23 protein-coding genes are annotated in these 26,719 nt (G+C 60.2%); 11 read left to right on the top strand and 12 right to left on the bottom strand.

Annotation, left to right across the window (positions count from 1 at the left end; genetic code table 11):
* Positions 1-300 precede the first annotated feature (300 nt).
* The gene (locus ACQZ6J_RS02640) at positions 301-1,197 is read right to left on the bottom strand and encodes a LysR family transcriptional regulator VtlR (protein ID WP_163987867.1); all 897 of its coding nucleotides are present in this window, start codon (positions 1,195-1,197) and stop codon (positions 301-303) included.
* A 23-nt stretch (positions 1,198-1,220) separates the two neighbouring features.
* Positions 1,221-2,195: a thioredoxin-disulfide reductase gene (trxB, locus tag ACQZ6J_RS02635; RefSeq protein ID WP_449081757.1), complete on the bottom strand. Its 975-nt coding sequence runs from the start codon at positions 2,193-2,195 to the stop codon at positions 1,221-1,223.
* 239 nt (positions 2,196-2,434) lie between these two features.
* Here trxB and ACQZ6J_RS02630 point away from each other — a divergent pair, with 239 nt between their 5' ends.
* The 3 genes from ACQZ6J_RS02630 (at position 2,435) to ACQZ6J_RS02620 (ending at position 4,790) form a co-directional block, all read left to right on the top strand.
* Entirely contained in the window at positions 2,435-2,902 is a 468-nt protein-coding gene (locus tag ACQZ6J_RS02630; RefSeq protein ID WP_015340578.1) for an Lrp/AsnC family transcriptional regulator, read from the top strand.
* A gap of 4 nt (positions 2,903-2,906) precedes the next feature.
* On the top strand, positions 2,907-3,809 hold the full coding sequence (locus ACQZ6J_RS02625; protein ID WP_449081755.1) for a glycosyl transferase: 903 nt from the start codon (positions 2,907-2,909) through the stop codon (positions 3,807-3,809).
* Positions 3,810-3,875: 66 nt separating this feature from the next.
* Positions 3,876-4,790 carry a glycosyltransferase family 92 protein gene (locus ACQZ6J_RS02620; RefSeq protein ID WP_449081753.1) on the top strand — a complete coding sequence of 305 codons (915 nt, stop codon included), beginning with the start codon at positions 3,876-3,878 and terminating at the stop codon, positions 4,788-4,790.
* Positions 4,791-4,798: 8 nt separating this feature from the next.
* Here ACQZ6J_RS02620 and ACQZ6J_RS02615 read toward each other — a convergent pair whose 3' ends face one another.
* The 6 genes from ACQZ6J_RS02615 to ACQZ6J_RS02590 all read right to left on the bottom strand — a co-directional run bounded on the left by ACQZ6J_RS02615 (position 4,799) and on the right by ACQZ6J_RS02590 (position 13,313).
* Complete coding sequence (locus ACQZ6J_RS02615; RefSeq protein WP_449081751.1) at positions 4,799-5,878, bottom strand: glycosyltransferase family 4 protein; 1,080 nt, start codon at positions 5,876-5,878, stop codon at positions 4,799-4,801.
* Between the two features lie 6 nt (positions 5,879-5,884).
* Entirely contained in the window at positions 5,885-6,361 is a 477-nt protein-coding gene (gene greA / locus ACQZ6J_RS02610) for a transcription elongation factor GreA (protein ID WP_163987862.1), read from the bottom strand.
* Positions 6,362-6,658: 297 nt separating this feature from the next.
* A complete protein-coding gene (carB, locus tag ACQZ6J_RS02605; RefSeq protein ID WP_449081748.1) occupies positions 6,659-10,144 on the bottom strand; it encodes a carbamoyl-phosphate synthase large subunit in 3,486 nt (1,161 codons plus the stop codon).
* Positions 10,145-10,360: 216 nt separating this feature from the next.
* On the bottom strand, positions 10,361-11,533 hold the full coding sequence (locus ACQZ6J_RS02600; RefSeq protein ID WP_449081746.1) for a glutathionylspermidine synthase family protein: 1,173 nt from the start codon (positions 11,531-11,533) through the stop codon (positions 10,361-10,363).
* Positions 11,534-11,544: 11 nt separating this feature from the next.
* Positions 11,545-12,123 (bottom strand): DUF1190 domain-containing protein, encoded by a 579-nt coding sequence (locus ACQZ6J_RS02595; RefSeq protein ID WP_449081744.1) that lies wholly within the window; start codon positions 12,121-12,123, stop codon positions 11,545-11,547.
* Positions 12,124-12,488: 365 nt separating this feature from the next.
* Positions 12,489-13,313, bottom strand: coding sequence for a LytTR family transcriptional regulator DNA-binding domain-containing protein (locus ACQZ6J_RS02590; RefSeq protein ID WP_449081742.1), 825 nt, complete (start codon positions 13,311-13,313; stop codon positions 12,489-12,491).
* An 86-nt stretch (positions 13,314-13,399) separates the two neighbouring features.
* On the opposite strand from ACQZ6J_RS02590, the gene ACQZ6J_RS02585 reads away from it, so the two are divergent.
* Together ACQZ6J_RS02585 and ypfJ are read left to right on the top strand one after the other, a co-directional pair.
* Complete coding sequence (locus tag ACQZ6J_RS02585) at positions 13,400-13,891, top strand: DUF2306 domain-containing protein (protein WP_449081740.1); 492 nt, start codon at positions 13,400-13,402, stop codon at positions 13,889-13,891.
* Between the two features lie 93 nt (positions 13,892-13,984).
* The gene (gene ypfJ / locus ACQZ6J_RS02580) at positions 13,985-14,905 is read left to right on the top strand and encodes a KPN_02809 family neutral zinc metallopeptidase (protein ID WP_163987858.1); all 921 of its coding nucleotides are present in this window, start codon (positions 13,985-13,987) and stop codon (positions 14,903-14,905) included.
* Between the two features lie 52 nt (positions 14,906-14,957).
* On the opposite strand, the gene ACQZ6J_RS02575 is transcribed toward ypfJ, so the two are convergent.
* Complete coding sequence (locus tag ACQZ6J_RS02575; RefSeq protein WP_449081737.1) at positions 14,958-15,950, bottom strand: aldo/keto reductase; 993 nt, start codon at positions 15,948-15,950, stop codon at positions 14,958-14,960.
* Between the two features lie 122 nt (positions 15,951-16,072).
* Here ACQZ6J_RS02575 and ACQZ6J_RS02570 point away from each other — a divergent pair, with 122 nt between their 5' ends.
* The 4 genes from ACQZ6J_RS02570 (at position 16,073) to ACQZ6J_RS02555 (ending at position 20,611) form a co-directional block, all read left to right on the top strand.
* Positions 16,073-17,029 carry a LysR family transcriptional regulator gene (locus tag ACQZ6J_RS02570; protein WP_449081735.1) on the top strand — a complete coding sequence of 319 codons (957 nt, stop codon included), beginning with the start codon at positions 16,073-16,075 and terminating at the stop codon, positions 17,027-17,029.
* A gap of 114 nt (positions 17,030-17,143) precedes the next feature.
* Positions 17,144-18,400 carry a TCR/Tet family MFS transporter gene (locus ACQZ6J_RS02565; RefSeq protein WP_449081733.1) on the top strand — a complete coding sequence of 419 codons (1,257 nt, stop codon included), beginning with the start codon at positions 17,144-17,146 and terminating at the stop codon, positions 18,398-18,400.
* 148 nt (positions 18,401-18,548) lie between these two features.
* Positions 18,549-19,946 (top strand): MATE family efflux transporter, encoded by a 1,398-nt coding sequence (locus tag ACQZ6J_RS02560; RefSeq protein WP_163987854.1) that lies wholly within the window; start codon positions 18,549-18,551, stop codon positions 19,944-19,946.
* A gap of 92 nt (positions 19,947-20,038) precedes the next feature.
* Positions 20,039-20,611: an EVE domain-containing protein gene (locus ACQZ6J_RS02555; RefSeq protein ID WP_449081730.1), complete on the top strand. Its 573-nt coding sequence runs from the start codon at positions 20,039-20,041 to the stop codon at positions 20,609-20,611.
* A gap of 117 nt (positions 20,612-20,728) precedes the next feature.
* Here ACQZ6J_RS02555 and carA read toward each other — a convergent pair whose 3' ends face one another.
* The gene (gene carA / locus ACQZ6J_RS02550; RefSeq protein WP_449081728.1) at positions 20,729-21,937 is read right to left on the bottom strand and encodes a glutamine-hydrolyzing carbamoyl-phosphate synthase small subunit; all 1,209 of its coding nucleotides are present in this window, start codon (positions 21,935-21,937) and stop codon (positions 20,729-20,731) included.
* 299 nt (positions 21,938-22,236) lie between these two features.
* On the opposite strand from carA, the gene ACQZ6J_RS02545 reads away from it, so the two are divergent.
* Entirely contained in the window at positions 22,237-22,689 is a 453-nt protein-coding gene (locus tag ACQZ6J_RS02545; protein ID WP_449081725.1) for a GatB/YqeY domain-containing protein, read from the top strand.
* Here the strand turns inward: ACQZ6J_RS02545 and ACQZ6J_RS02540 are convergent.
* Positions 22,664-23,572, bottom strand: coding sequence for a hypothetical protein (locus tag ACQZ6J_RS02540; RefSeq protein ID WP_449081723.1), 909 nt, complete (start codon positions 23,570-23,572; stop codon positions 22,664-22,666). The two genes, ACQZ6J_RS02545 and ACQZ6J_RS02540, sit on opposite strands and share 26 nt — an antisense overlap.
* A gap of 349 nt (positions 23,573-23,921) precedes the next feature.
* The gene (locus tag ACQZ6J_RS02535; protein WP_163987849.1) at positions 23,922-24,155 is read right to left on the bottom strand and encodes a hypothetical protein; all 234 of its coding nucleotides are present in this window, start codon (positions 24,153-24,155) and stop codon (positions 23,922-23,924) included.
* A 570-nt stretch (positions 24,156-24,725) separates the two neighbouring features.
* On the opposite strand from ACQZ6J_RS02535, the gene dnaG reads away from it, so the two are divergent.
* Complete coding sequence (gene dnaG, locus ACQZ6J_RS02530) at positions 24,726-26,714, top strand: DNA primase (RefSeq protein ID WP_449081721.1); 1,989 nt, start codon at positions 24,726-24,728, stop codon at positions 26,712-26,714.
* Positions 26,715-26,719 lie beyond the last annotated feature (5 nt).

Below are 26,719 nucleotides of genomic sequence, written 5' to 3'. Positions count from 1 at the left end.
CAGTGCGCAATGCTTTTTTGTGCATGGCAGTTATGCGTTTGCGACGCCGGCGTCAAAAAGGCAAAAAAAAGGGCCGCCGGAGTAAACCAGGGCCCTATAGGTATGAAGGTCAAAAACCTCCAGAGGGGAACAGCCAATGCGGTGGAACTGGGAGGAAAAGCCACCGTGTGCATCAGCTATGTGCGATATGGTAGTTAAATGTGCAGGCTTCAACTCTATTTTGTGCATATCAGCTATGCATAATACGCGCGGCTGATATATTAGTCGTAAAAAAGGTTCGTTATCAGTGACTTACGTTCGCTAGAAATTCCAGTTACGAGCTTTCGTCACGATAAAATCACGAAAAACCTTGAGCTTAGCTGCGTTTTTCATTTCGTCGGGATAGCAGAAATAGGTGTCGAAGGACGGGACGTCGGCATTGATCGCGAGCTGAATGAGGCCCGGGTCGCGGCCGACGATATAGTCCGGCAGCACCGCGATGCCGATGCCGAGCAGGCAGGCGCGCTTGATCGACGTCTGGCTGTTGATCTGCAGATGCGGCAGGCGCTTGTTATCGGAGGACCGGCCGGCGATTTCCAGCCAGTTGACGTCGAGCAGGTAGTTCGGTGCCGGTTCGCCAAAGCTGATGATGCGATGATTGTCCAGATCCTCCACCGACTGCGGCTCGCCGTAGCGGTTGATGTAGGAGGGGGCCGCATAGACGTGCATGTGCACGGTGAAAAGCTTGCGCTGGATCAGGTCCGACTGTTGCGGCTGGCGCAGACGGATGGCGCAATCGGCATGGCGCATGTTCACATCCAGCTCCTCGTTGTCGAGGATGAGCTGGATCTGCATATCGGGATAGAGCTGCAGGAACTCCTGGATCTTGTCGGTCAGCCAGCCCTGGCCGAGGCCGACCGTCGTCGTCACGCGCAGCTTGCCGCTCGGCTTGTCGGTCGTCTCGGTCAGTTGCATCTTGACCGTTTCGAGCTTCAGCAGAACGTCGTGTGCGGTGCGGTAGAGCAGCTCACCCTGTTCGGTCAGGATGAGGCCGCGCGCGTGGCGATGGAAGAGCTTTATCCCGACGTCCTGCTCAAGCGCGCTGACCTGTCGGCTGATTGCGGATTGGGACAGATGCAGTTTATCCGCCGCATGCGTGAACGAACCCGCTTCGGCAGCCGCGTGAAAAATACGCAGCTTGTCCCAATCCAATGGCATGCCGTTTCCCCTCATCGGCTGCATCACTCCGCAGCCACGGCGACGGGCATGTGCCCTGTCAAGTAGCGTTCCGCCTCAAGCGCCGCCATGCAGCCCATCCCCGCCGCCGTGATCGCCTGTCGGAACGTATCGTCGGTCACGTCACCGGCGGCATAGATGCCTTCGACGCTGGTCGCGGTCGAATCGGGAGCGGTCCAGAGATAGCCATTGTCCTTGAGTTTCAACTTGCCCTTGAAGAGTTCGGTCGCCGGAGCATGACCGATCGCGACGAATACGCCGTCGATCGTCGTTTCGGTGACGGCGCCGGTGCGCACATCGCGCAGGCGCGCGCCTGTCACGGACGGCGGCATCGGCGGCTTGGCCGACGCGCCGGTGATTTCGGCGACTTCGGTATTCCAGAGAATCTTGACGTTTGCCTTGGCGAAAAGGCGCTCCTGCAGGATTTTTTCGGCGCGGAAGGAATCGCGGCGATGAACGACCGTCACCGACTTGACGATGTTGGAGAGATAGAGCGCTTCCTCGACGGCGCTGTTGCCGCCGCCGACCACGATCACATCCTTGTTGCGATAGAAGAAGCCATCGCAGGTGGCGCAAGCGGATACGCCGAAGCCCTGGAAGTGCTGCTCGCTCTCGATGCCCAGCCATTTGGCCTTGGCGCCCGTGGCAATAATGAGGGTGTCGGCGGTCCATACCTGGCCGCTATCGGTGCGGGCGACGAAAGGACGCTGGCTGGTGTCGACCTCGGTTACGAGGTCGTTGACGATTTCGGCGCCGACATGCTGGGCCTGCAGCAGCATCTGCTCCATCAGCCACGGGCCCTGGATCGGATCGGCAAAGCCCGGATAATTCTCGACATCCGTCGTGATCATCAACTGGCCGCCCTGTTCCAGACCAGCGATCAGAACGGGCTGTAGCATCGCTCGCGCGGCATAAACCGCGGCGGTATAGCCGGCTGGGCCGGAGCCGATGATGAGCACCTTCGTGTGGCGGGCAGGCATAGTCAGTCCTTTCAATTTCGGCGATTGGGAAACCGCGGCTTCAAACGCGCAAAGCAGGCGATTTCGCGATCAGCCGCTTCATTTATGATTGCCTTATGCATTTATTCAAGGGCAGCCTTGCATTACCAACAGAGCAAATCTGCTTTGTGTAAGAATCGGTTACGCAGGAGAAACTTTCTTGCGTATTTCCGTGCCTTATATAGAAGCTGGCGAGGGGGAATTAAAGAAAGGCAATAAAAGTGCTTCGCGCTGAGCTCGATGCCATCGATATCAAGATTCTGCGGGAACTCCAGCGAGACGGACGGATGACCAACGTCGAGCTCGCGGACCGGGTGGGCATTTCCGCGCCGCCATGCCTGCGCCGGGTGCGCAAGCTGGAGGAGGCCGGCGTCATCGAAGGTTATCACGCCATGCTGAACAGCCCGAAGCTGGGCTTCGATCTCGTGGCGTTCTGCATGGTTGGCCTCAAGCATCAGTCCGAGGCCAATCTCAAGGCTTTCGCCAGTGCCACTTCTGCCTGGCCGTTGGTGCGGCAGGCGTGGATGGTCTCGGGCGACAGCGATTTCCTGCTGCACTGCGTTGCGGAAAATCTCACCCGCTTCCAGGATTTCGTCATCGAAGTTCTGACCGCGAACGAGCATGTCGACACCGTGCGCACCATGCTGACCATTCGACAGGTCAAGAAGCTCGGTCTGGTGGAGCTCTAGGCGGATGGCGGATCGCCCCTGGCACAGGTCGCTGATCAAATCCGGCGTGCGCCTTTTCCTGGGCGGTTCGCTGGCTCATGTACAGGACTGGTTCCCGGGGCTCAGCATCGTTCGCAGCCAGAATATCAGCGAGGTGCACTATCGCGGGGTCAAAGTCGCGAGTCTTGCCGGCATGGACCGGCTGCGGGAGCGCTCCGGCGACACGATCTATATCGTCGGCTCGGGGCCATCGATTCGCGATTGCGACCTGAGGGGGCTGGAACCCGGAAGCGCCATTCTCCTGAACGGTGCCATCGGAACGATCGGCAACCAGATCGACGAGCCGCTGGCCATCGCCATCGAGGACGAGCGCTTCGTCTGGCGGCATATCGGCATGATGCGCAAGAAGATCGGGCCCGGTTCGCTCTGCCTGTTCTCCATCTCGGTGCTGCGCGCGCTTTGCGAGATCGACAAGAGCTGGCTGGCGGACAAGACGATCATTCTGATCGACGACATTCGCAAGCCGTACGGCGCTCGCCGCCGTTCGCTCGACGATCTCAAAAAGCTGCAATATGTGCGTCTGGATGCCGAAGGGTCGGCTGGTTTTTCGCTCTCACCGGATCGTGGCGTTTTCCTGGGTGGATCCGTCGCCGTGTCGGCCCTGCAATTTGCCCTTTATTGCGCGCAGCGTGAGATCGGCTTTCTGGGGATCGATATTTCCAATGCCGGCGAGCCTCGCTTCTATGAGACCGGCGGCGATACCGCCTTTTCCGGCATTGCGCGAGCCGAGGGCCGCATCATCGAGCATCTTGTGCTTGCCCGTGAGATTGCCGCCGAGCGTGGCATCTCCTTCGTCAACTATTCTCCGGTCTCGGCGCTCTTGAAATATGATTTCGGCTATGACGACAGGTTCGCCGCGAAGGCGTGACGCTTGCCGGAGGGCGGCGGGGATCCGCGCCGGCAGGTTTGAAGTGAGGTTGCAGGAATGAAGCTCATGCGCTGGCTGAAACCGAAAGCGTCCGATGCCAAGAAACTGGCCATCGATCCGCCCGAGCCACGGGCAGGGCGCCACGGCATCGCCATTGCCGCCTGCGTCAAGAACGAGGCTCGCTACATCGAGGAATGGGTCCGCTTCCACCAGGCAGTCGGCATTCGTCACTTCTATATCTATGACAACGGCTCCTTGGACGAGACGTGCACAATTCTTCGCAGCCTGCTGAATGAAGACGCGCTGACGATCATTCCCTGGGCCGGGCGCATGCGCGACGCGGCGACATCGGCAATGCTGAACGGCCAGGTCATCACTTTCGCACATGCCATCCTGAACTTCGGCGGTGACTATCGGTGGATGGCGTTCATCGATGTCGACGAATTCCTGCTGCCGAAGGAAGCGGCGACCGTCGAGCAGGCGTTGGAAGCGGTCGGAGATTTTCCGAATGTGTCACTGCCCTGGCATATGTTCGCGACCGGCGGCCATGAGACGCCGCCTGATGGGCCCCTGACCCTGAACTATACGATGCGTGGCGCCGATCCGATGACAACAAAGGAAAGTGTCAGCAATTTCAAATGCATCGTCGATCCTTGCGAAGTGACCGAGGTCAGCGTGCATCAATTCCAGACGCGTGCTTACGGCGATCTCACCGCCAATGACGCCGGCAAGCGGTTTACGCGGCGGGCGCGGAAGTCCCCCGAATTCTACTCGAACCGTTTCCTGCAGCTCAACCACTATTATACGAAATCCCGGCAGGAGCTGATGGAGAAGCTGGCGCGGGGATGGGTCTACGATAGCAATGCGACGAAATATCGGGACAAGGTCCTGTCGGTCGTCAAGAGCATCGAGGAAGACATGGTCGACGATCGTTCGATGATCGATTTCATCGAACGCAATCATATCGACATCGGTCGCTGATCGGCCGCTTATTTGTTGGCGACGAGCAGGCGCTTGTAAACGTCGCCGATAGCGGTCGCTTCCTTTTCCAGCGCGAATTCGCTGCGCACATGGCGCACGCCATTCTCGCCATGGCGAAGCGCCTCCTCCGGATTGGCCAGATAGAAGGCGATTGCCTTGGTCAGAGCCTCGCCATCGCCCGCGGGCACGACGGCGCCGGTCTCGCCCAGAACGATCATCTCGGCATAAGCGCCGGCATCCGAGGCGACGACCGCCGTGCGGGAGGCCATGGCCTCAAGCGGCGTCAGGCCGAAGCCTTCGTTGCGGGAAGGGGCAACGTAGAGGGTGGCGCGGCGATACCAGGGCTTGATGTCATCGACTTCGCCCATGAAGCGGATGCGGTCGGCAAGGCCTGCGGCTGCCACCATCTTCTCCAACTCGTCACCGAAGCCGCGATGTTCGGCCGTGACGCGGCCGCAGACCACTGCCGTCCAGTCCGGATAGCGCGGCAGAAGCTCGATCATCGCCTTGACGAAAAGGTCGGTGCCCTTCTGGTGTCGGACGCGGCCGAAGCAGCCGATCAGATAGGTGCCGGGCAGTCCGGTCGCGGCCATGCGGTCGTCGGGCTTTTCGGGTGGATGAAAGCGGTTGAGATCGACGCCGTGCTGAATGACGGTGTGCGGCACCTGGAGAAAACTGCCCGAACGGGTGCTGGTCGCGATGATTGCATCCATGCGGCGGATGAGCCAGCGCGTATAGCCGGTGTGGCGGCGCTGGGCAGCCGAGGTGAAAACCAGCTTGAGAGGCATGCGCAGAATGGAGCGCAGCAACAGGCCCACAAGCATTTCGTTGTTGCGGCGGGCATGCCAGATGCGTACGCGATAGCGGCGCGGCCGCATCCAGAGGCCTGGCAGTCTGAGCCAGCCGAGCCTTGGCAGTTCCTCGGGCAGGCCGGGGCCGAGCGTGGCGACATGATAGCCCAGCTCGACCTGTTTGGGGATCAATTGCACGATCGTGGAGGTAACGCCGGAAAGCCGGCGTTTGAAATTCGTTGCTATGATTTCGATCTCAGCGAGATCGCTTGCATGCGCTGAATCGCGATCGCGCACGGGCGATCAGCCCCAGGTAATGGAGAGGATTTCGTAGCCCTTGGCGCCGCCGGGTGCATTGACCTCGATGGAATCGCCGACTTCCTTGCCGATCAGCGCACGGGCGATCGGCGAGGAGATGGAGATGCGGCCTGCCTTCACGTCGGCTTCCTGATCGCCGACGATCTGATAGACCTTCTCTTCCTCGGTGTCTTCATCGACGAGCTTCACCTTCGCGCCGAACTTGATCTTCGAGCCGGACATCTTGGTGAGGTCGATGACTTCCGCACGCGCGGTCAGATCTTCGAGTTCGCTGATACGGCCTTCGTTGTGGCTCTGTGCTTCCTTGGCAGCGTGGTACTCGGCATTTTCGGACAGATCGCCATGGGCGCGTGCTTCCGCAATTGCCTCGATGATTCGCGGGCGCTCTTCCTGCTGACGCCAGCGCAGTTCTTCCTGCAGCTTGACGAACCCGTTCTGTGTCATCGGTACCTTTTCAACCATTTGCCTTGTCCTTCACTCCCTGCGCTGCTCTTCCGCACACACAAAAGAAAACAGGTTCCGAAGCGGTACTTCGGAACCAGTAGAGCCATAACTTTTGCATCTATAGCAGATTGCGACAGCCGATTTCCAGAAAATTCGATGCTTTAAGGAATGCCGTTCCTGCCTCATCCATACCGAAGCCCATTCGCCGCGACCGGCGAAGAGGCGTCTTTTATCAACGTCACATCGGCCGGACGAAGCCGGGATGAATGTGAGCCGGCTATCGTTTCTCACATCCGTCCCGGCGAATTCCACCTGTCAGAAATAGCTCTGCAGCGGCTGGACCTCGAGGTTTCCGGCCTTCAGTGCCTTGATCGCCATGGCTGCGGCTTCGGCTCCGGCCATGGTGGTATAGTAGGGCACCTTCTGCATCAGCGTCGCGCGGCGAAGCGACTTGGAATCCGAGATCGCCTTGTTGCTGTCGGTCGTGTTGATAACGAGCTGGACCTGGCGGTTGCGGATGGCGTCCTCGATGTGCGGGCGGCCTTCCAGCACCTTGTTGATCTTGGTGGCCTCGATGCCGTTTTCGGCAAGGAAGCGCTGGGTTCCGCCGGTGGCGAGCACCTTGAAGCCCAATTCCACCAGCATGCGGATAGCAGGCAGGACGCGCGGCTTGTCGTCGTCGCGAACGGAGACGAAGACGGTCCCGTCACGCGGCAATTCGACGCCGGCGCCGAGCTGCGACTTGGCAAAGGCCAGCGCAAAATCCGTGTCCAGGCCGATGACTTCGCCCGTCGAGCGCATTTCCGGTCCGAGCAGGGTATCGACGCCGGGGAAGCGGGCGAAGGGGAAGACGGCTTCCTTGACGGCGATATGCTTCAGTTTGCGCGGATCGGGCTTTTCGCCATAGGCGGCAAAGGTCGCATCCAGCTTCTCGCCGGCCATGACGCGGGCGGCGATCTTGGCGATCGGCGCGCCGATGGTCTTGGCGACGAAGGGCACCGTGCGCGAGGCGCGCGGGTTGACTTCGAGCACGTAGACGGTGCCGTCCTTGATGGCGAACTGGACGTTCATCAGGCCGCCGACGTTCAATGCCTTGGCCATGGCCTTCGCCTGGCGCTCCAACTCGTCGATCATGGCAGGTGAGAGCGTGCGCGGCGGCAACGAGCAGGCCGAGTCGCCGGAATGGATGCCGGCCTCTTCGATATGCTCCATGATGCCGGCGACATAGACATCGGTGCCGTCGGACAGGCAATCGACGTCGACTTCGATGGCGTTCGCAAGATAGCTGTCGAACAGGAGCGGGTTCTTGCCGAGCAGCGTGTTGATCTGGCCGGTCTTGTCGTTCGGATAGCGCTGCTTGATGTCTTCCGGTACCAGTTCGGGAACGGTGTCGAGCAGGTAGGTCTGGAGCTGGCCTTCCGAATGCAGGATCTGCATGGCGCGGCCGCCGAGAACGTAGGACGGGCGCACGACCAGCGGGAAGCCGATTTCGGAGGCGACGAGGCGGGCCTGCTCGACCGAATAGGCGATGCCGTTGTTCGGCTGGTTCAGATCGAGCTTCATCAGTAGTTTCTGGAAGCGGTCGCGATCTTCGGCGAGATCGATCGCGTCCGGCGCTGTGCCAAGGATCGGAATGCCGTTCTTTTCGAGCGCTTCGGCAAGCTTCAGCGGTGTCTGGCCGCCGAACTGGACGATGACGCCGACGACTTCGCCGTTTGCCTGCTCGGCCTTGAGGATTTCAATGACGTCTTCGGCCGTCAGCGGTTCGAAGTAGAGACGATCCGACGTATCGTAGTCGGTCGAAACCGTTTCCGGGTTGCAGTTGATCATGATCGCTTCATAGCCGGCATCCTTCAGCGCGAAGGCGGCGTGGCAGCAGCAATAGTCGAACTCGATGCCCTGGCCGATGCGGTTCGGGCCGCCGCCGAGGATGACGACCTTCTTGCGGTCGGAAACCTGTGCTTCGGAGCGGGCGGCGCCGACGAAAGGGGTCTCGTAGGTCGAATACATATAGGCCGTCGGCGAGGCGAACTCGGCCGCGCAGGTGTCGATGCGCTTGAAGACCGGGCGAACGTTGAGGCTGTTGCGCAGCTCCGCCACTTCCTTCGGACGCTTGCCGGTCAAGGTCGCCAGACGCGCGTCGGAGAAGCCCATGGACTTCAGCATGCGCAGGTTGGCCTCATCCTGAGGCAGGCCATGCTCGCGGATGCGGGCTTCCATATCGACGATGTTCTTGAACTGCGCGATGAACCAGGGGTCGATCTTGCAGCCTTCGTGTACTTCTTCCGGCGTCAGGCCGAGGCGCAGTGCCTGGGCGACCATGCGCAGGCGGTCCGGCGTCGGGGTGCCGATGGCTGCGCGGATGGCGTTGCGGTTTCCTTCTCCCTCTTCTGTGCCGGGGATTTCGATCTCGTCGAGGCCCGTCAGGCCGGTTTCAAGACCGCGCAGCGCCTTCTGCAGCGATTCGGCAAAGGTGCGGCCGATCGCCATGACTTCGCCGACCGACTTCATGGCCGTGGTCAGAACCGGCGAGGCGCCGGGGAACTTCTCGAAGGCGAAGCGCGGGATCTTGGTGACGACATAGTCGATCGAAGGCTCGAACGAAGCGGGCGTCGCGCCGCCGGTGATGTCGTTTTCCAATTCGTCCAGCGTGTAGCCGACGGCGAGCTTGGCCGCGATCTTGGCGATCGGGAAGCCGGTCGCCTTCGATGCCAGAGCCGAGGAGCGCGAGACGCGCGGGTTCATTTCGATGACGACGAGACGGCCATCCTTCGGATTGACCGCGAACTGCACGTTCGAGCCGCCGGTTTCGACGCCGATCTCACGCAGGACCGCGATCGAGGCGTTACGCATGATCTGGTATTCTTTGTCCGTCAGCGTCAGGGCAGGGGCAACGGTGATCGAGTCGCCGGTATGGACGCCCATCGGGTCGATGTTTTCGATCGAGCAGATGATGATGCAGTTGTCCGCCGTGTCGCGGACGACTTCCATCTCGAATTCCTTCCAGCCGAGCACCGATTCTTCGACCAGCACTTCGGTCGTCGGCGAGGCATCGAGGCCGCCGCCGACGATTTCGAAGAATTCCGAGCGGTTGTAGGCGATGCCGCCGCCGGTGCCGCCGAGGGTAAAGGACGGGCGAATGATGGCAGGCAGGCCGACATGATCGATCGCCTGGGCGGCAATCGCCATGGCATGGCTCATATAACGCTGCTTGCGATCGCTTTCACCGAGGTTCCACTGGTTTTCCAGCGCGTCGAGGGCCTTGTCGAGTTCGGCGCCCGAAAGCTGGGCCTTCAGCTTGCTGCGTTCGGCCTCATGCGTCTTGCGGTCGGCATCCTTGATGTCGGTGGCGTTCGCCAGCATGGAGCGCGGCGTCTCGAGGCCGATGCGGGCCATGGCTTCGCGGAAGAGGGCCCGGTCTTCGGCCATGTCGATGGCAGCGGGCTTCGCGCCGATCATTTCGACATTATAACGGTCGAGCACACCCATGCGCTTCAGCGAAAGCGCGGTGTTGAGTGCGGTCTGGCCGCCCATGGTCGGCAACAGCGCGTCCGGGCGCTCCTTGGCGATGATCTTGGCGACGACCTCGGGCGTGATCGGCTCGACATAGGTCGCATCCGCCAAGCCCGGGTCGGTCATGATCGTTGCCGGATTGGAGTTGACGAGGATGACGCGGTAGCCTTCCTCCTTCAGCGCCTTGCAGGCCTGCGTGCCGGAATAGTCGAATTCGCATGCTTGCCCGATAACAATCGGTCCTGCACCGATAATGAGGATCGACTTGATATCTTGGCGCTTCGGCATGGGCTCTCATCCATTTTTTCGTTGCGCCAAAAACCGGCCAGGGTGGGAGATCACCGGCCGGGGCGCTATGGGCAATATTTTCAGGCTAGAAGCGGCTTATAGGCAAATGTATTTGCAAACGGAACCCCATAAATGGGGGAATCGACAGGAATTCGGTTTACGCTCTTCATGGCTCGATGAATTCGCCGAAAGTGAAGCTCACGTTACAGCTGGGAATTAATAGCCCTCTATATAATGGGGTACGAAACGCGAGGTATCTCGTGTGACGGGCGTATCGTCCTCGCGAATGCCTATACCCGCCGGCTGACCGGCGACGATCCAGGATCCGATGACCGTCCAATCGTCGCCGAAACGCGGGAGGAGGTGCAATGCCTGCCGCACATAACCTTCTTCGCCGTAGGGCCCTTCGACATGATACGTGCCGGCGCCAGCTTCGTGGTTGACGAGAGTCACGTTGGCGCCTTCCCGGGATAGCAAGGGTTTGCGAACATAGCGATCCCCAAGATCGCTGATGTTTGGATCGTCCTCGAAATAGGCGGGCAGTAGATTCTCGTGGCCGGGGAACATTTCCCATAGCACAGGCAGCAGTCCCTTATTGGATAGGGCCAGTTTCCAAAGTGGCTCGATTATTCGCGTCGGTGTCATCGGCAGATGGCGACCGAAGGGCTCGCGTACCATATCTTCAAGCGGATAAAGCTTGAATATGCAGTCGATCCGCTCGTCCTCGAGATCGATCAGCCAATGTTTGTCATCGACACCAATATCGGGCATGGCGATCAGCTTCGTCTTGCAGCCGGCCTGCACGGCGCAATCGACAAGATAGTTCAAAGTCACGAGGTCTTCCTCGGATTCCAACATGCCGGCGAAGTGGATGCGCTGCGACGGCCCGGCAAGGACTCGTATGGCATCCACCAGCCGCTCATGCACGGAATTGAACTGATCCGCCGAGGGCGGAAGCTCGCCTCGTTGCTTCATGTCTTCCAGCCAGCGCCATTGAAAGACTGCACTTTCGAACAGGCTGGTAGGGGTGTCGGCATTGAATTCGAGCAGCTTTGCCGGACCGTTTCCATCATAGGAGAGATCGAATCGGCCGTAGAGATCGTGCTCGCGGTTACGCCAGGAGCGCAATACGGCATCGTGATAGACCGGAGGAATTGCCATGCGACGCATCAGTTCGCCGTCCAAGGATATCCTTTCGACCGCCGCATAGCACATTTCCAGCAAGGCAGCGGTGGGATCTTCGAGTTTTGTCTCCACCTCCTCGAGGGTGAAGACGTAGGCGTTCCGCTCGTCCCAATAGCGTTGGCCGTACATGGAATGGATAGTGAAGCCGCAGCTCTCGGCATCGGCTTTCCAATCCGGTCGCTCGTTCATAACAACCCGTTTCATCTGCTTGCCCGCTAGCCCAAAAGATGGAAGCCGCGAAACCCCCAGCCGCCACGTTCTACAGCGCCGACCGAGCGCGTCGAACGCTCCGACGATGATCCCCATGAACCATGGGCGCCGCCACCGCCGCCGCCCGAAGATGACGCCTGTGTATCGTCATCTTTCTTCTTTGCGGCGTAGCTTGTCTTTCCAAGAAGCATCCCGTTTGCAAGGCTGCGCCCTGTCGCCGTTCGAAGGTCGCTGCTCCCACGCGGTTGGTAAAGCGCTTTCGTGTCAAGCGTTCTGGCGGCGCTGCCAACCAGATAGCCGGCCAGCAGCGGAATAAAGTGCCCCGTACCCGCTTGATGGGCAGCAGTTGTCGGTTGGCACTTGTCGGTACCATAATCCTTTTCACAGTTCGCGATCGTTTCATAGGCGGGTGCGTTCTGCTCGCGCTCCGTCTCGGCGGCGGCAAACTGGGATCGACATTCGTCGGCCGAAAATGCTTCGCCCGCGATGCAGGCGTCGACATCCTTGTATATTTGAACCGTATCCTCTCTCTGGTCGCAGCTCGCCAATGCCGCTGTTCCCATGAGCAGCAGCGACACACTCATCGATCGCTTCATAAAACCCCCTGCGCCTTACGCTTTCGCAGCCGGATATTTCGCACGTTGCCCGCACAAGTCTGCTCGCCGCAAAACAAGCAGGCGCGGTCGTTCACATGAGCAAAGATTGCAACGTAAAGAATATGGGCTCGACGAAATAATTAGATGTAAGTCGGCCGTATTTAAAGAACGTAGGCGTGCGTTCGCCGGATTTTTTTAGACCAATGGTTGCGACCGTAAAAAATCTCTTTCCTGTTTTCATAAGTTTTGGGGCACGACATGTCCGAGGGGAGGCGAACCTCTTGGCTCTCCAGGCATCGTGGCTGCCGGAAATGTGCGATATATCGCGAGAAGCCTCGGTAGCGCGAAAACTGTTAGCCGAAACGGCGTCGGACGGCTTCGGCATAGGAGCGGCTGACAGGCATCTCCACGCCGTCGCGCGCAATGACGAAAAGCTTGCCATTGTCGCGTTTCAGACCGGCGATGTGGTCTTTCGCGATCCAATGGGATCGATGCAGGCGCATGCCTTCGGTATTGCCGATTTCCATCAGCGCGTCGCCGAAACGCAGCAGGATGAGTTCACGGCCACGGCTCGTCACGACTTCGGTATAGTGATCGCGCACGGTGAGCCTTATCAGTGCTCCCCTGTTTTCCGGTTTCAGGCGCGATAGGATCGGCGGCTGCGGGGCCGGATTTCGGATCTCGGCTGTGGCGGGGGACGTGATTTTCGGCTCCTTCATGTCCGATGCCGCCGCCGCCATTGCGATCTGCCGATGCATGGTCAGATAGGATAGAACACAGAAGAGGGCGCAGAGCGGCGTCGCGCCGAGCGATTGGCGCAGGCTGTCGGCCACCGTGGACACGGTTCCGAAGAAGGCCAGGTCGACGAGCGTGATGCCAAAGCCTATCGGCAACGCGGCAACGATGGATCCGATCATCATCCGGACGAACATGCTCGCCACAAATCTGCGCAGCAGAATTTCGGCGACGACGGAGAAGACGATCGCGATCGACCAGGCCATGGCGTGGAGAACAAGCCAATATCCAAAACGGGCTCCCGGCGTCAGCCGGGCAAAGGTTCCATAAGGTCCGGTCAATGCGAAGATCAGGACGATCGTAACGAAGGTCGCCCAGAAGCGCGGTGAACGCTGGATGACCTGCAACTCACGAAGCGTGGATTGCAGAAAGGTGTGATCCACGAAGATTTCCCGTTCTTTCGCGCAATTTCAGTTGAGAGAACAACAGTATCGCGGAAAGGCTCGATAAACTCAACCGGATACAGGTCATGACTTTCGAGCCGCTTCTTGATGCCCCCATCGCGATCCAGATCCATGTCGCGGCGGTCATTCCCGCCGCCTTGCTCGGCGCCTATCTTCTTGCGAGGCCGAAGGGGACGCCGAGGCACCGCCTGCTGGGCAAGATATGGCTGGCCCTGATGGTCGTCACGGCGCTGTCGAGCTTCTTCATTCATCAGATCAACATGTTCTTCGGCTTCAGCCCGATCCATCTGCTTTCGATATTCGTTCTTTCCGGCTGCTGGGGAGCGATCGTCAACGCCCGCAAGCACAATATCGAGGCGCATAAGCGCATCGTGAGAAGTCTCTATTTCGGCGGCATCGTGGGCGCCGGCGCGTTTACGTTCTTTCCAGGCCGCATCATGAACAAGGTGGCGTTCGATGGCGATGACATTGCACCGCTTCTGGTCGCGGCATGTATAGCCGTCGCACTCTTATGGCTGATGTCCAAAGAAATATGGCGCCGCCGCCGTTTAACTTGATGTTCTGTCGATAGCGAACTGGCTTTGTCCCTCTTCCTGGATATATAAATGCTTCAAGGGACTTTGGTTTTGGGCATCGCCAGGAGGTGCACTATGGATTGGAAGGGGCGTCGGCAATCCGACAATATCGAGGACGAACGTGGCTCATCGCCCATGGGCGGCGGGAGCGGCGGCGGCTTCCGGTTCCCCGGCGGAGGAATTGGCGGCGGTGGCTTGAGCTTCCGCACCATTATCGTGCTTATCGTGATCTTCCTGATCCTGAGGGCCATGGGCGTCGATGTCATCGGCCTGCTGCAGCAGAGCGGCATGCTGGGCGGTGGCGGTTCCGGATACCAGCAGAGCACCTCCAGCGGCGACGGCAGCGGCCAGCCGGCCAATGACGAGATGAAGCAGTTCGTCGCAACCGTTCTCGCCGATACGGAAGACACCTGGACCGGCATCTTCAAGTCGATGGGCAAAACCTATACGGATCCCAAGCTGGTGCTATTCTCCGGCAGCTTCCCTTCGGCCTGCGGGCAGGCCTCCGCGGCCACCGGCCCCTTCTATTGCCCGAGCGACCAGAAGATCTATCTCGACATGGCCTTCTTCCAGCAGATGAAGGACCAGTTCGGCGCATCAGGCGATTTTGCGCAGGCCTATGTCGTCGCGCATGAGGTCGGCCACCATGTTCAGGACCTGCTCGGCATCCTGCCGAAGTTCAATCAGGCCCGCCGCAACATGAGCGAGGTGGATGCCAACAAGATGTCGGTGCGCATCGAGCTGCAGGCCGATTGCTTCGCGGGCATCTGGGGCAAGTTCACGCAGCAGAAGGGCATATTGCAGTCCGGCGATCTGGAGGAGGCGCTGAATGCCGCGCAGCAGATCGGCGACGATACGCTACAGAAGCGCACGCAGGGCTATGTCGTTCCCGACAGCTTCAACCACGGCACTTCCGCGCAGCGCGTGAAGTGGTTCAAGCAGGGCTTCGATTCCGGCAAGCTCAGCGATTGCGATACGCTGAACAATCCCGTCTGATTTGGCTTGCCCGCTGCCGGAGCGCCGTTGAGCGGGCAAGTTCCTTGGCCCACTATTTCTCGCTGTCGAGATGCGTCAGTTGCGCTTCCGGATAGCGGCCGCCGGCGGCGGCATCCTTCGGGATCGCGCGTTCGATCGCGGCCATATCCGCTTGCGACAATTCGACGGAGAGTGCGCCCAGGGCTTCCGTGAGGCGGTCGCGACGACGGGCGCCGATCACCGGGACGATCTCCTTGCCTTGGGCTGCGACCCAGGCGATGGCGATCTGGGCGACGCTTGCGCCCTTCGCCTCGGCGATCTGGCGCAGGGCTTCCACGAGCTCGAGGTTTCTTTCGACGTTTCCAGCCTGGAAGCGTGGGCTAAGAGTGCGGAAGTCGCCTTTCTGCGCATTGTCTTTCTGCCAATGGCCGCTGATGAGGCCACGCGAGAGAACGCCGTAGGCGGTGATGCCGATGCCGAGCTCGCGGCAGGTCGGAAGGATCTTGTCCTCGATGCCGCGCGAGATCAGCGAATATTCGATCTGCAGGTCGACGATCGGATGAACGGCGGCGGCGCGGCGGATGGTCTCCGCCCCGACCTCCGAAAGGCCGATATGCCTGACATAGCCTGCCTTGATGAGGTCCGATATCGCGCCGATCTGGTCTTCGATCGGCACATTCGGGTCGAGGCGGGCAGGGCGGTAGACATCGATGTGATCGACGCCGAGACGCTGCAGCGAATAGGCGACGAAATTTCTGATCGCTGCCGGCCGGGCATCGTAGCCGAGCCACGCTCCGGCAGGGTCACGCAGGGCGCCGAACTTGACGCTGAGCAGGAAGTCATCCCGCTTCAGGCCCTTGATGGCTTCGCCGATCAGCATCTCATTGTGGCCCATGCCGTAGAAATCGCCCGTATCCAGCAAATTGATGCCGGCATCGAGCGCGGCATGGATCGTGGCGATGCTCTCGGCGCGATCCGACGGGCCATACATGCCCGACATGCCCATGCAGCCGAGGCCCAGTGCCGATACCTGCGGCCCGGTCTTTCCCAATTGGTGCTTTTCCATCGTCGTTCTCCCTGGTCGGAGGCGCGTTCGCCTCTTGAGGTCGCTCTCGACAGGGTTTTACTCCATCGTGCTGTGTGCGATAATCCAGGGAAATCGAAACGGCTTGTTTGGAATTTTGCACAATGGATGATTTGCCGCTGGCCGATCTGGTTGCCTTTACCGCAGTCGCGCGCGAACGCAGCTTTCGCGAAGCGGCACGCAAACGCCGCGTTTCCGCCTCGTCCCTGAGCGAAGCGGTTCGCCGGTTGGAGGAGCGGCTGGCCGTTCGTCTACTCAATCGCACGACCAGAAGCGTGACGCCGACCGAGGCGGGTGAGCGCTTGATGGAACGCCTGACCCCCGCCATGAGCGAGATCGCCGGCGCGCTCGACGATATCAACAGCTTTCGCGACAGCGTCGGCGGCACTTTGCGGCTGAATGTGCCGACCGTTGCCGCCATGGTCGTCATGCCCGACATCATCAGCCGCTTCCTGAGGGAATATCCCGCGATATCAGTCGAAATCGTCGCCGAGGACAGTTTCATCGATGTGGTCGCAGCCGGCTATGACGCTGGGATCCGCTATGACGAAAGGCTGGAAAAGGATATGATCGCGGTGCCGATCGGCCCGCGGCAACAGCATTATGTGACTGCCGCCGCGCCAGCCTATCTCGCTGCAAACGGCACGCCGCAGCATCCGCGCGACATACTGGAGCATCGCTGCGTGCGTCACCGGTTTCTGAGCGGCTCGGTGCTGCCTTGGGAGTTCGAAAGGAAAGGGGAGACGATCTTCATCGCTCCGCCGATGGTCGTCGCGACGAACTCGATCGACATCGAGCGCAATGCGGCGGTAGCCGGGCTCGGCGTCATCAGAACCTTTCGGGAGTTTCTCGCACCGCAGATTGCCAGCGGAGAACTGGTGCCGATCCTGGAGGAATGGGACACGGCCTTTTCCGGTCCGTTTCTCTATTATGCCAGCCGCCGGCACATGCCGGCACCGCTCCGGGCCTTCGTCGACTTCCTCAATGGCGAACAACGGCGGCATCGCGAGAGATCGTCGTTTCATGCCGAGGATCAAAAAAACCGGGCAATAAATCAATAAGATTGAAGCGTTCACGGATTGTTTCCGCCAAAATCTTTATGTATGGGGAACGCTCCGGTTTTTCGTTCACGTTCTGTCTCTTTCATGGAGGCGGGGCCGCCAGAAGGCATCTCCATGATCGATCAGAAATTCGCCCGTCGAGGCTTGTTCCTCGTTTTCCTTATCCTCTTCCTCGACGTCATCGGCATCGCGATCATCATGCCGGTCATGCCGAAATATCTGGAAGAGTTGACGGGCGCGTCGGTCAGTTCGGCGGCAACGGAAGGCGGCTGGCTGCTGCTTGCCTATGCCGCCATGCAGTTCCTGTTTTCGCCGTTGATCGGCAATCTGAGCGACCGTTTCGGCCGCCGCCCGCTGTTGCTGGCATCGGTGCTGACATTTGCGATCGACAATTTCATCTGTGCGATCGCCGGTTCCTATTGGATGCTGTTCGTCGGGCGTATCCTGGCCGGCATCAGCGGCGCGAGCTTCTCGACCTGTTCGGCCTATATCGCCGATATCAGCAACGACGAGAACCGTGCGAAGAATTTCGGCCTGATCGGTATGGCCTTCGGTGTCGGCTTCGTGCTCGGCCCCGTCATCGGCGGCTTTCTTGGTGAGTTCGGTCCGCGCGTACCGTTTTACGGCGCGGCGGCGCTGGCGTTCCTGAATTTCGTCGGCGCCTATTTCCTGTTGCCGGAAACGCTGGATGCGAAGCATCGCCGCCCCTTCGAAATCGCGCGCGCCAATCCGTTCGGCGCGCTGAAGCAGATGCGACGGTATCAGGGCATCGGCTGGGTCTGCGTCGTCATGTTCCTGAACTGGCTGGCGCACGGTGTCTATCCGGCCGTCTGGTCCTTCGTGACCTCCTATCGCTATGACTGGAGCGAGGGGCAGATCGGCTTCTCGCTCGGCGCCTACGGCATTGGCGCCGCCATCGTCATGGGCTTGGTGCTGCCGCGGCTGGTGCCCGTGCTCGGCGAGTGGAAGACCGCGCTGCTCGGGCTGATGTTCTCCTGTCTCGGCCTCTTGGGCTACGCATTCGCATGGCAAGGATGGATGGTCTATGTGGTTGTCGTCCTGACGGTCATCGAGAACGTCGCGGATGCGCCCCTGCGTTCGATCGCCGCGAGCAAGGTGCCACCTTCCGCACAGGGCGAGTTGCAAGGCGCGCTCGGCAGCCTGACGAGCATTACCGCCATCATCGGCCCTCTGCTTTTCCCGTATCTGTTCCAGTATTATACGGCTCCGACCGCGCCTGTGGTCTTTGCCGGGGCACCCTTCATCATGGGTGCCATTCTGGTGGCCGCCGGACTTGTCGTGCTCCTGACAAAGGTCCGCAAGAGCGAGCCGAAAGTGGCTGTCCAGTCGCAGGCAGGCGAGGCGGCCTAAAAATTCATCAGATATTTTGATGTTCTGATGAATTCTTTAGCACCGTGGGCTTGTCTGCTGGCTTTTTGAGCTAAGTTGCGTTAATGCGGCAGGCTCGCGCACCCTTGGGTAGGGCGGCTCGCGCGTTTCTAAAGATCGAGTCTTCGTTATGGATATGCCGGTAACTGCGCGCCCGTTCGCGCACGACAATGACAATTCGTGGTCTGCTCATGTCCGCGCAACGCTTGCGCTGGGCATTCCGCTGATCGGCGCGCAATTGGCGCAGCTCGGGATCAACACCACGGACGTAATGATCGTCGGCCGGCTCGGTGCCGAGCAGCTGGCTGCGATGGTGCTCGCAGCTCAGTTCCTGTTTACGATCCTGATTTTCGGCTCGGGCTTTTCCATCGCCGTCGTGCCGCTGGTGGCGCAGGCCTACGGCAAGGGGGATGTGATCTCCGTGCGCCGCGCCTTGCGCATGGGTCTCTGGGTTGTCACCGCCTATTGGCTGGTGGCGCAGCCTGCCTTCTTCTATTCCGAGCAGATCCTGCTGGCGGCCGGGCAAAAGCCCGATGTGGCGAAGCTTGCCAGCGGCTATATCGACATCGGCCACTTCGCCGTGCTGCCGGGGCTGCTCTACAATGTCATTCGCGCGCTTGTCAGCGCCATTGGCCGCGCCGGCATCATCCTCAAGGTCACCATCGCCATGCTGGTGATGAATGCCGTGCTCGCCTACATCCTCGTGCTCGGCCATTTCGGCTTGCCTGCCATGGGCCTGCATGGTGCCGCTATTGTTTCCGTCGCGGTACAGACGGCCGGTTTCCTGTTCATCGTCGGTTATGTTCAGGCCCATCAGGAAACTCGTCGCTACGAGATTTTCGTCCGGTTCTGGAGGCCGGACTGGCATGCTCTGTGGGATGTCGTCCGGCTGGGTTTCCCGATCAGCGTCACGGTTCTTGCCGAAGTCAGCCTGTTCACCGCGGCATCGCTGCTGATGGGGCAGATCGGCACGATCGAGCTCGCAGCCCACGGCATTGCCCTGCAGTGGGCATCGATCGCCTTCATGATCCCGCTCGGACTCAGCCAGGCGGCGACGGTGCGCGTCGGTGTCGCGCACGGGCAGGGCGATCACCTCGGCCTGAAGCGGGCGTCGATCGTGGTGATCATCATTTCGAGCTGCATTTCGCTCTTTGGCAGCATCCTGTTCGCGACAATGCCATCGTGGTTGGGAAGCTGGTTCCTCGATGTCACCTCCGCCGATGCGTCGAAGGTGCTTGCCTATGCCGCGCCGCTGATCGTCGTGGCCGGCCTGTTCCAGCTCGTCGATGGGCTGCAGTCCATCGCCAGCGGCCTGCTGCGCGGACTGAAGGACGCGCGGGTGCCGATGATAATGGCGCTTGTCGCCTATTGGCCGATCGGCTTCTTCCTGGCGTGGCTGCTGGCGTTTCCGCTCGGTTTCGGCGGTATCGGCATATGGTTCGGCTTCCTGCTCGGACTGGGCTCCGCGGCGGCGATGCTTTGCGCGCGGTTCTACATTCTGGTGCGTTCCGAAACGACTTCCGCCTGAGGGCGGCAGGCGTCGCCATGGTGCGAGACTGCTGACAAAAATTGACAGCATGGTCGTCTATATTGGTTTCATACCAAGGACGGGAGACGACCATGATATTCAAGGCAAGCAATCGTAACGATGCCGCGCTTTTCCCGCGGGAAGTACAGATCGATCAGGGTGCGACGGTGCGCCTACTGCCGCACGCCAACGTGTCTCGCAGGCAATCCAAGCCGGTTGAAAAATCCTATTGGCTGGCGGTGGCCAGTGCCGAACATGTGCGCATAGGGCGCGAACATGGCTTCATGCAGGTAAACCACGGCAAGCGCGCTCCCTTGAAGCGCATCAAGCCGGGCGACGGCATCGTCTACTATTCCTCATCTGTCAAAATGGGCGATAGGGACGGTTTTCAGAGCTTCACCGCCATCGGCTACGTTCGTGAGGGCGAGCCTTATCTTGCCGAAATGGGTTGCGGAAAGGCCTATCGCAAGGATGTGGACTGGCTGGATGCGCCGGAACAGCCGCTCCGCCCGCTGCTGGGCTGGCTTGATTTCACCCAGGACAAGAACTGGGGCTACAAGCTGAGATTCGGCCTGGTGGAATTCGGGCAATCCGACTTCGAGTTCCTGGAGGAAATCCTCATGAGCGAGCTTGAGGAGGTCAAGCGCCGCCGCTTGCAGGCTTGAGCTTCAGCACGCGCGAAACGATGTGACGGATATGCCTCCCAAGCAGCCGCGCAAAGAGAAAGGCCCCGGATTGCTTGCCAATCCGGGGCCTTTTCGTGTCGTTCGGTCGCTGGCGGCTCAGGCGCGCTCGGCCAGTGCCGATTCGCCCTTCTTTTCGCGCACCAGATTGACGAAGCGGCGGAAAAGATAGTGGCTGTCCTGCGGGCCAGGAGAGGCTTCCGGGTGATGCTGCACCGAGAAGACCGGCTTGCCGGAGACGCGCAGGCCGCAATTGCTGCCGTCGAAAAGCGAAATGTGAGTCTCCTCAACGCCTTCCGGCAGCGAGTTCGAGTCGACCGCGAAGCCGTGGTTCATCGAAACGATCTCGACCTTGCCCGTCGTGTGGTCCTTGACCGGATGGTTGGCGCCGTGATGGCCCTGGTGCATCTTCGCGGTCGTGGCACCCAGCGCAAGGCCGAGCATCTGGTGGCCGAGGCAGATGCCGAACAGCGGGATCTCGGTCTTCAGCAGGTCCTTGATGACGGGAACGGCATATTCGCCGGTCGCGGCCGGATCGCCGGGGCCGTTGGAGAGGAAGATGCCGTCCGGGTTGAGGCCGAGGACTTCATCGGTCGAAGCGGTCGCCGGCAACACCGTGACCTTGCAATCGAGGCCGGCAAACAGGCGCAGGATGTTGCGCTTGACGCCGTAGTCGAGGCAGACGATGTGATACTTGGCGTCGGAGGCATTCAGTTCGCCGTAGCCTTCGTTCCAGATCCAGGGCGTCTGCGACCATTGCGACGACTGGCCGGAGGACGCGACCTTGGCAAGATCGAGACCTTCGAGGCCGCTCCAGGCCTTGGCGTCGGCCTTCAGCTGTTCGATGTCGAAGACGCCGTTCGGATCGTGCGCGATGACGCCGTTCGGCATGCCGTTTTCGCGGATCCAGGCGGTCAGGGCGCGGGTGTCGATGCCGCAAAGGCCGATGATGCCGCGCGCCTTCAGCCACTGGTCGAGATGCTTGGCGGCGCGGTAGTTCGACGGATCGGTGATATCGGCCTTGAAGATGACGCCGACCGCGCCGTGCCGGGCAGCGGGCGTCAGGTCTTCGATATCTTCGTCGTTCGTGCCGACATTGCCGATATGGGGGAACGTGAAGGTGACGATCTGGCCAAGATAGGAGGGATCGGTCAGGATCTCCTCGTAACCGGTCAGCGCCGTGTTGAAGCAGACTTCGGCCTGGACCTTGCCGGTCGCGCCGATGCCCTTGCCCTCGATCACGGTGCCATCGGCAAGAACGAGGAGGGCGGTCGGCTTTTCAGTGGTCCATGGGGCTGTGGCGGTCATAGTCATCCCGTTTCCGGCGTGGAGCGCGGCCTTGAAGAGACCGTCGGCTTCCGCCATGTTTGTAGCAAGGTACAGCCAGCGACGCTTGTCGCGGCTTGAGATCTTCCTATCGATCTTATGTGCAGGTGATGGACATAGCTAAACAAGGCCAGTCGGTCAATGCGCGCTTTGCTTTCCCGTCAAGGAATTCGGGCTCTCGGGCGCAATTGCATTGATCGACATAGTTGGTCTAAGAGACAGCGACATGACATAAGTGGCCGGGGCGATCGCCGCCGGCCTGCTTCAAGGAGTTTACAGACATGATCCGCGAAACCCTTTCCAACGCCCAGAAGGACGCCATGAAGGCCAAGGCTACGGCGAGGCTTTCCACCGTTCGTCTGATCCTTGCAGCCATCAAGGACAAGGACATCGCCAACCGCGGCTTGGGCAAGGAGCAGGCGAGCGAGGACGAAATCCTCCAGCTGCTCGCCAAGATGATCAAGCAGCGCGAGGAATCGGTAAAGATCTATATCGATGGCGGACGTCCCGAGCTGGCCGACAAGGAGCGCGAGGAAATCGCCGTCATCCAGGGTTTCATGCCTGAGCAGCTTTCCGAGGAGAAGGTGCGCGAGATCTGTGTCGCGGTCGTCGCCGAACTCGGCGCGCAGGGCCTGAAGGACATGGGCAAGTGCGTGGCCGCCCTGCGCGAGCGCTATGCAGGGCAGATGGATTTCGCCAAGGCCTCGGCTATCTTGAAGGAATTGTTGAAGTAAAGGCTTGCCTTGCCCTCGGCGTGCGGGTGTGCCGCAAGCCGAGGGTGTTTTCCCAGGCGGCGTCGATGATCGCGAACTTTTCCGCCTGATAGTTGCGGTATTCCTGGATGAAGTTGTTGGACAGCCACAGCTGGCTTCGCCCGGAAGATCCGGTCCACCCGACGCTCTCCATTTTCACCGCGCGGTTCATGAGCCGCTTCGCATGCGTTCTGGAAATCAGAAAGCGGCGGCAGATGTCGGTGAAGGCTACGCGCCCCACGATCGCCTGTTGTGTTGCCGGATTGATCATGCCGACGCGGGAGATCAGATAGTCCATGATGACGCCGCCGGAGTTTGCCCAGGTGAAGAGATCGAATGTCTCTCCTGGATGACGCAGGTCGTCGCTCTGGATGATGCCGACTGAAATCGCCGGCTGCAGCACGCCGATGAGCTCCGGTTGCCTGGCAAACAGGGCGTTGCGTTTGCCGCCATCCAAGTGATCCAGCGCGGAAAGATGAATGCTGAGCCATTTCGCAAGCTGCCTTGCGGCTTCTTCGGTCGGCTCCATCGGCCGGGCCCGCCGATCTGCCGCAACCGGCAGGTAGCGCAACAGGCCGAGCGTCAGCATGTCCTGAAGGAAGCTGAGGGCGGTGTTATGGCTGGCTATGTCGTGGTCGACGACGTAGTTGGCGAAGCGATTGGCGTGCATGCCGGGCGGCTCCCCGTCGATGCCGCCGCAATATAAAGCAACGCCGGCGAGCGCCATCAGCCAGCGTTGCTGCGAAGCAAAAACAGAGCATACGCTCTGGTTTTGATCGTAAGTGGATATGATCTCTCGAGTGTAGTTTAGGATTTCTGTGAAAAATTCAGGGTCTTGAGCAAGTTCCTTCGCGGATAAAGACATGCAGCCGTCTCCGATGAACTGAGCAAAATTCCAAATTGTCTGAAGAGATAATTACTAAGATCGCATATGCGTAGATAATAAAAGATATCCATCGGCGCCGTTGCGTCAAGATACTCGCGGCGATGGAGCGACGATGTTTCGCGGCATCATCCATTGCTTCCATGTCGTGAAATCGGAGAGGGGCTTAAAATTAGAGAAGGCAGGAGCTGGGGGAGCTCCTGCCTTCTTGCGCTTTGCAGGCGTTTGATGACGCAGGGTGGGGCCCAAAAATCAAACGTCTATTGCAAAGGCACTCAGGTGGGGCGGCGCCGGGGGTAGGGATGGTGCCCCACCTGAGTATCTCGGTAATCTATCTGAAAATCCTGACTTGCCGAGGCAAGGCCAACGCCTGCGACGGCAGTCCGGACATTTGAACTTTTACGCCTGCCGTAAGAGCAGGGACTTTCATATCCGCCGGCAGCTGATATCCTGCGCCAGCATAAAGCACGTTCTTGTCAGCACCGCTGCCATTCGTCGTAGCCGAGCTATAGGTTGCTGTCGCAAACATGGCCGCGGCGGCTAGCGGTACGATAAGAACACGCATTTCATCTCCTAAACTGAAAGCCCTGTACCTGGTGGCTTCCCGTTCGTCAGGGCGTCTCGGCATGTCGCGTCACGAAGGAATTTCTTCGCCGGCTTGTCTCGTCCTGTGAGAAGAACGCTATTGCGGCGCACATCAACAATCAAATTACAAAAAAATAATGTTTGGCTTACGGAGGGCGTCTCAAATGTGCCGCCAGATAGTGTCGTCCGGAAGCGGCTGCTTTGCAGCTCCTGATTGCCGGCGATGCGGATTTCGTTCGGCGGTATCGACTTCAGGCTGTGCAAGTCATTGCTTTTTCGCGGATTTTCTTAGACGAAGCAGTTACACCAATAGTCTTGAAGCGTTCGCCTGCTTCAAGCGGGAGGAGCACTCGATCCGCCTCCTACGGGCTGAAAGCGACGTTCGGGTAGGGTCCGGACAGGATCGAATTCGGCCGGAAGTTCACGGAGTTGTGATCGAAAGGACGCCGGTGCGGTCATTTGCAGAGGGCTGTGAATACCGGGGGAGGTTGCCAGCGCGTCGTGGTAAAGCCTCCCATTCCTGTTTATATGGGATGAGCCAGAGGTAGCCATGCGATTTTCCAATACGTTTCTCGACGAGATTCGCGACCGCGTTTTGATTTCGGACGTGATCGGCCGTCGTGTGACCTGGGATCGGCGCAAGACCAATGTCCCGCGCGGCGATTACTGGGCCTGCTGCCCCTTCCACGGCGAGAAGTCGCCGAGCTTTCACTGCGAGGACCGCAAGGGACGCTATCATTGCTTCGGCTGTGGCGTGACCGGCGACCATTTCCGCTTCCTCACCGAGCTGGAGGGCCTGAGCTTTCCCGAGGCGGTGCAGCAGATCGCCGACATGGCCGGCGTTCCCATGCCGGTCGCCGACCCGATGGAGGCCAAGCGCGAGAAGGAGCGTACGTCGCTGCTCGATGTCATGGAGATGGCGACTCAGTTCTTCCAGGATCAACTGCAGACTGCCAATGGCGCGCGGGCGCGGGCCTATCTGCGCGACCGTGGCCTGAGCGGTCGCACCATCGAGACCTTTCGCCTCGGATATTCGCCGGATAGCCGCAACGCGTTGAAGGAGCATCTCGCCGGCAAAGGCATATTGAAGGAGCAGATGGAAGCCTGCGGGCTCGTCGTGCACGAGAACGTGCCGGTCTCCTACGATCGCTTTCGCGACCGCATCATGTTTCCGATTCTCTCCTCCAGGGAAAAGGTGATCGCTTTCGGCGGACGCGCCATGTCGCCGGACGCGCCGGCGAAATACCTGAACTCCAATGAGACCGAGCTCTTTCACAAGGGCAACGTGCTCTACAATTTCACGCGCGCGCGCCGTGCCGCCCAAGGAGCCGATGGTGCCGGCACCATCATTGCGGTCGAAGGCTATATGGATGTCATCGCACTGCATCAGGCCGGTGTCGAAAACGCGGTAGCGCCGCTGGGCACGGCGCTGACGGAGAACCAGCTGGACCTCCTCTGGAAGATGACGCCGGAGCCGGTCCTCTGCTTCGATGGCGATGGCGCCGGCATCCGCGCCGCCAATCGTGCCGCCGATCTGGCTCTGCCGCATATCAAGCCGAGCCGCACGGTACGCTTCGCGCTGCTGCCCGACGGCAAGGACCCGGACGACCTCGTGCGGCAGGACGGGCGCGCGCCTTTCGACAAGGTGCTGGCGCAGGCAAAGCCTCTGGCCGATCTGATCTGGGCCAGGGAGGCGGGTGGCGGCTCCTTCGAGACGCCCGAGGCACGGGCGGAGCTGGAGGCACGGCTCAGGCGTATCGTGTCCGTGATAACGGACGAGGATGTCCGCCGTCATTATCAGCAGAATATGCGCGAGCGATTGAACGGGCTCTTTCAGCCGCAGTTCCAGCGGGGCGGCGGCCAGCAGGCGCGCGGCTTCTCTCGCGATGGCAACGGCCGCAATTTCGGCGGGCGCGGCGGGCAGGCGCGCGCGGGCGCAGCGGTAGCAACAACGGCGTCCGATCGTTTGGCACGTTCAGCCATGATCAAGGGCCATCAGGATGTTCCGAGCCTGCGCGAAAGCGTTCTGGCCTTGACCATCGTCAACCATCCGCCGTTGCTGCAGGACGAATATGACGAGATTGCCGCCATCGATTATGACAGCCGTGAACTGCAGCGCCTCTGGTCCGCGGTTCTCGGGGTTGCCGCAACCATGGTGGGGCCTCAGCTCGTCCGTGAGCGTTTGATCGAGCAATTGGAAGAGCAGGGTTTCGGCGCCTTGCTGAAGAATCTTGAGCAGCAGGTTCGTAACGCTCGCCTGTGGACGGCGACGGATGCGGCTGCCATGGAGGATGCGCGCGAGGGCTATCGCCAGGCACTCGCCCTGCATAAACGCTCGAAAGCGTTGCGCTGGCACAAGATCGAGCTGGAAGGCGCTATTGCCGAAGCGACCGAAGAGGGCGACGGTGACGCGATAGAGCCGTTGATTCGGGCGTTGCAGGAAGTGCAGCTCGAGGCGCTGCGGCTGGAAAATCAGGAGGCGATCATCGATGGCTTCGGCGTACTGTCCGGCCGCGTCAAGGGTGCCGCTGGAAAATAGGGAAT

Source organism: Rhizobium sp. A37_96, assembly GCF_053521765.1.
The sequence above is the reverse complement of the archived record's forward strand: the minus strand, read 5'-3'. Positions and strand labels throughout refer to the sequence as shown.

What these genes read in the sequence shown, in the direction of transcription:
- dnaG (WP_449081721.1), top strand. Translation starts at nt 24,726, where the DNA reads ATGCGATTTTCCAATACGTTTCTCGACGAGATTCGCGACCGCGTTTTG.
- greA (WP_163987862.1), bottom strand. Translation starts at nt 6,361, where the DNA reads ATGGTTGAAAAGGTACCGATGACACAGAACGGGTTCGTCAAGCTGCAG.
- ACQZ6J_RS02565 (WP_449081733.1), top strand. Translation starts at nt 17,144, where the DNA reads ATGATCGATCAGAAATTCGCCCGTCGAGGCTTGTTCCTCGTTTTCCTT.
- ACQZ6J_RS02585 (WP_449081740.1), top strand. Translation starts at nt 13,400, where the DNA reads ATGACTTTCGAGCCGCTTCTTGATGCCCCCATCGCGATCCAGATCCAT.
- trxB (WP_449081757.1), bottom strand. Translation starts at nt 2,195, where the DNA reads ATGCCTGCCCGCCACACGAAGGTGCTCATCATCGGCTCCGGCCCAGCC.
- ACQZ6J_RS02625 (WP_449081755.1), top strand. Translation starts at nt 2,907, where the DNA reads ATGGCGGATCGCCCCTGGCACAGGTCGCTGATCAAATCCGGCGTGCGC.
- ACQZ6J_RS02595 (WP_449081744.1), bottom strand. Translation starts at nt 12,123, where the DNA reads ATGAGTGTGTCGCTGCTGCTCATGGGAACAGCGGCATTGGCGAGCTGC.
- carA (WP_449081728.1), bottom strand. Translation starts at nt 21,937, where the DNA reads ATGACCGCCACAGCCCCATGGACCACTGAAAAGCCGACCGCCCTCCTC.
- ACQZ6J_RS02540 (WP_449081723.1), bottom strand. Translation starts at nt 23,572, where the DNA reads ATGTCTTTATCCGCGAAGGAACTTGCTCAAGACCCTGAATTTTTCACA.
- carB (WP_449081748.1), bottom strand. Translation starts at nt 10,144, where the DNA reads ATGCCGAAGCGCCAAGATATCAAGTCGATCCTCATTATCGGTGCAGGA.
- ACQZ6J_RS02535 (WP_163987849.1), bottom strand. Translation starts at nt 24,155, where the DNA reads ATGCGTGTTCTTATCGTACCGCTAGCCGCCGCGGCCATGTTTGCGACA.
- ACQZ6J_RS02555 (WP_449081730.1), top strand. Translation starts at nt 20,039, where the DNA reads ATGATATTCAAGGCAAGCAATCGTAACGATGCCGCGCTTTTCCCGCGG.
- ACQZ6J_RS02620 (WP_449081753.1), top strand. Translation starts at nt 3,876, where the DNA reads ATGCGCTGGCTGAAACCGAAAGCGTCCGATGCCAAGAAACTGGCCATC.
- ACQZ6J_RS02545 (WP_449081725.1), top strand. Translation starts at nt 22,237, where the DNA reads ATGATCCGCGAAACCCTTTCCAACGCCCAGAAGGACGCCATGAAGGCC.
- ACQZ6J_RS02575 (WP_449081737.1), bottom strand. Translation starts at nt 15,950, where the DNA reads ATGGAAAAGCACCAATTGGGAAAGACCGGGCCGCAGGTATCGGCACTG.
- ypfJ (WP_163987858.1), top strand. Translation starts at nt 13,985, where the DNA reads ATGGATTGGAAGGGGCGTCGGCAATCCGACAATATCGAGGACGAACGT.
- ACQZ6J_RS02600 (WP_449081746.1), bottom strand. Translation starts at nt 11,533, where the DNA reads ATGAAACGGGTTGTTATGAACGAGCGACCGGATTGGAAAGCCGATGCC.
- ACQZ6J_RS02640 (WP_163987867.1), bottom strand. Translation starts at nt 1,197, where the DNA reads ATGCCATTGGATTGGGACAAGCTGCGTATTTTTCACGCGGCTGCCGAA.
- ACQZ6J_RS02570 (WP_449081735.1), top strand. Translation starts at nt 16,073, where the DNA reads ATGGATGATTTGCCGCTGGCCGATCTGGTTGCCTTTACCGCAGTCGCG.
- ACQZ6J_RS02560 (WP_163987854.1), top strand. Translation starts at nt 18,549, where the DNA reads ATGGATATGCCGGTAACTGCGCGCCCGTTCGCGCACGACAATGACAAT.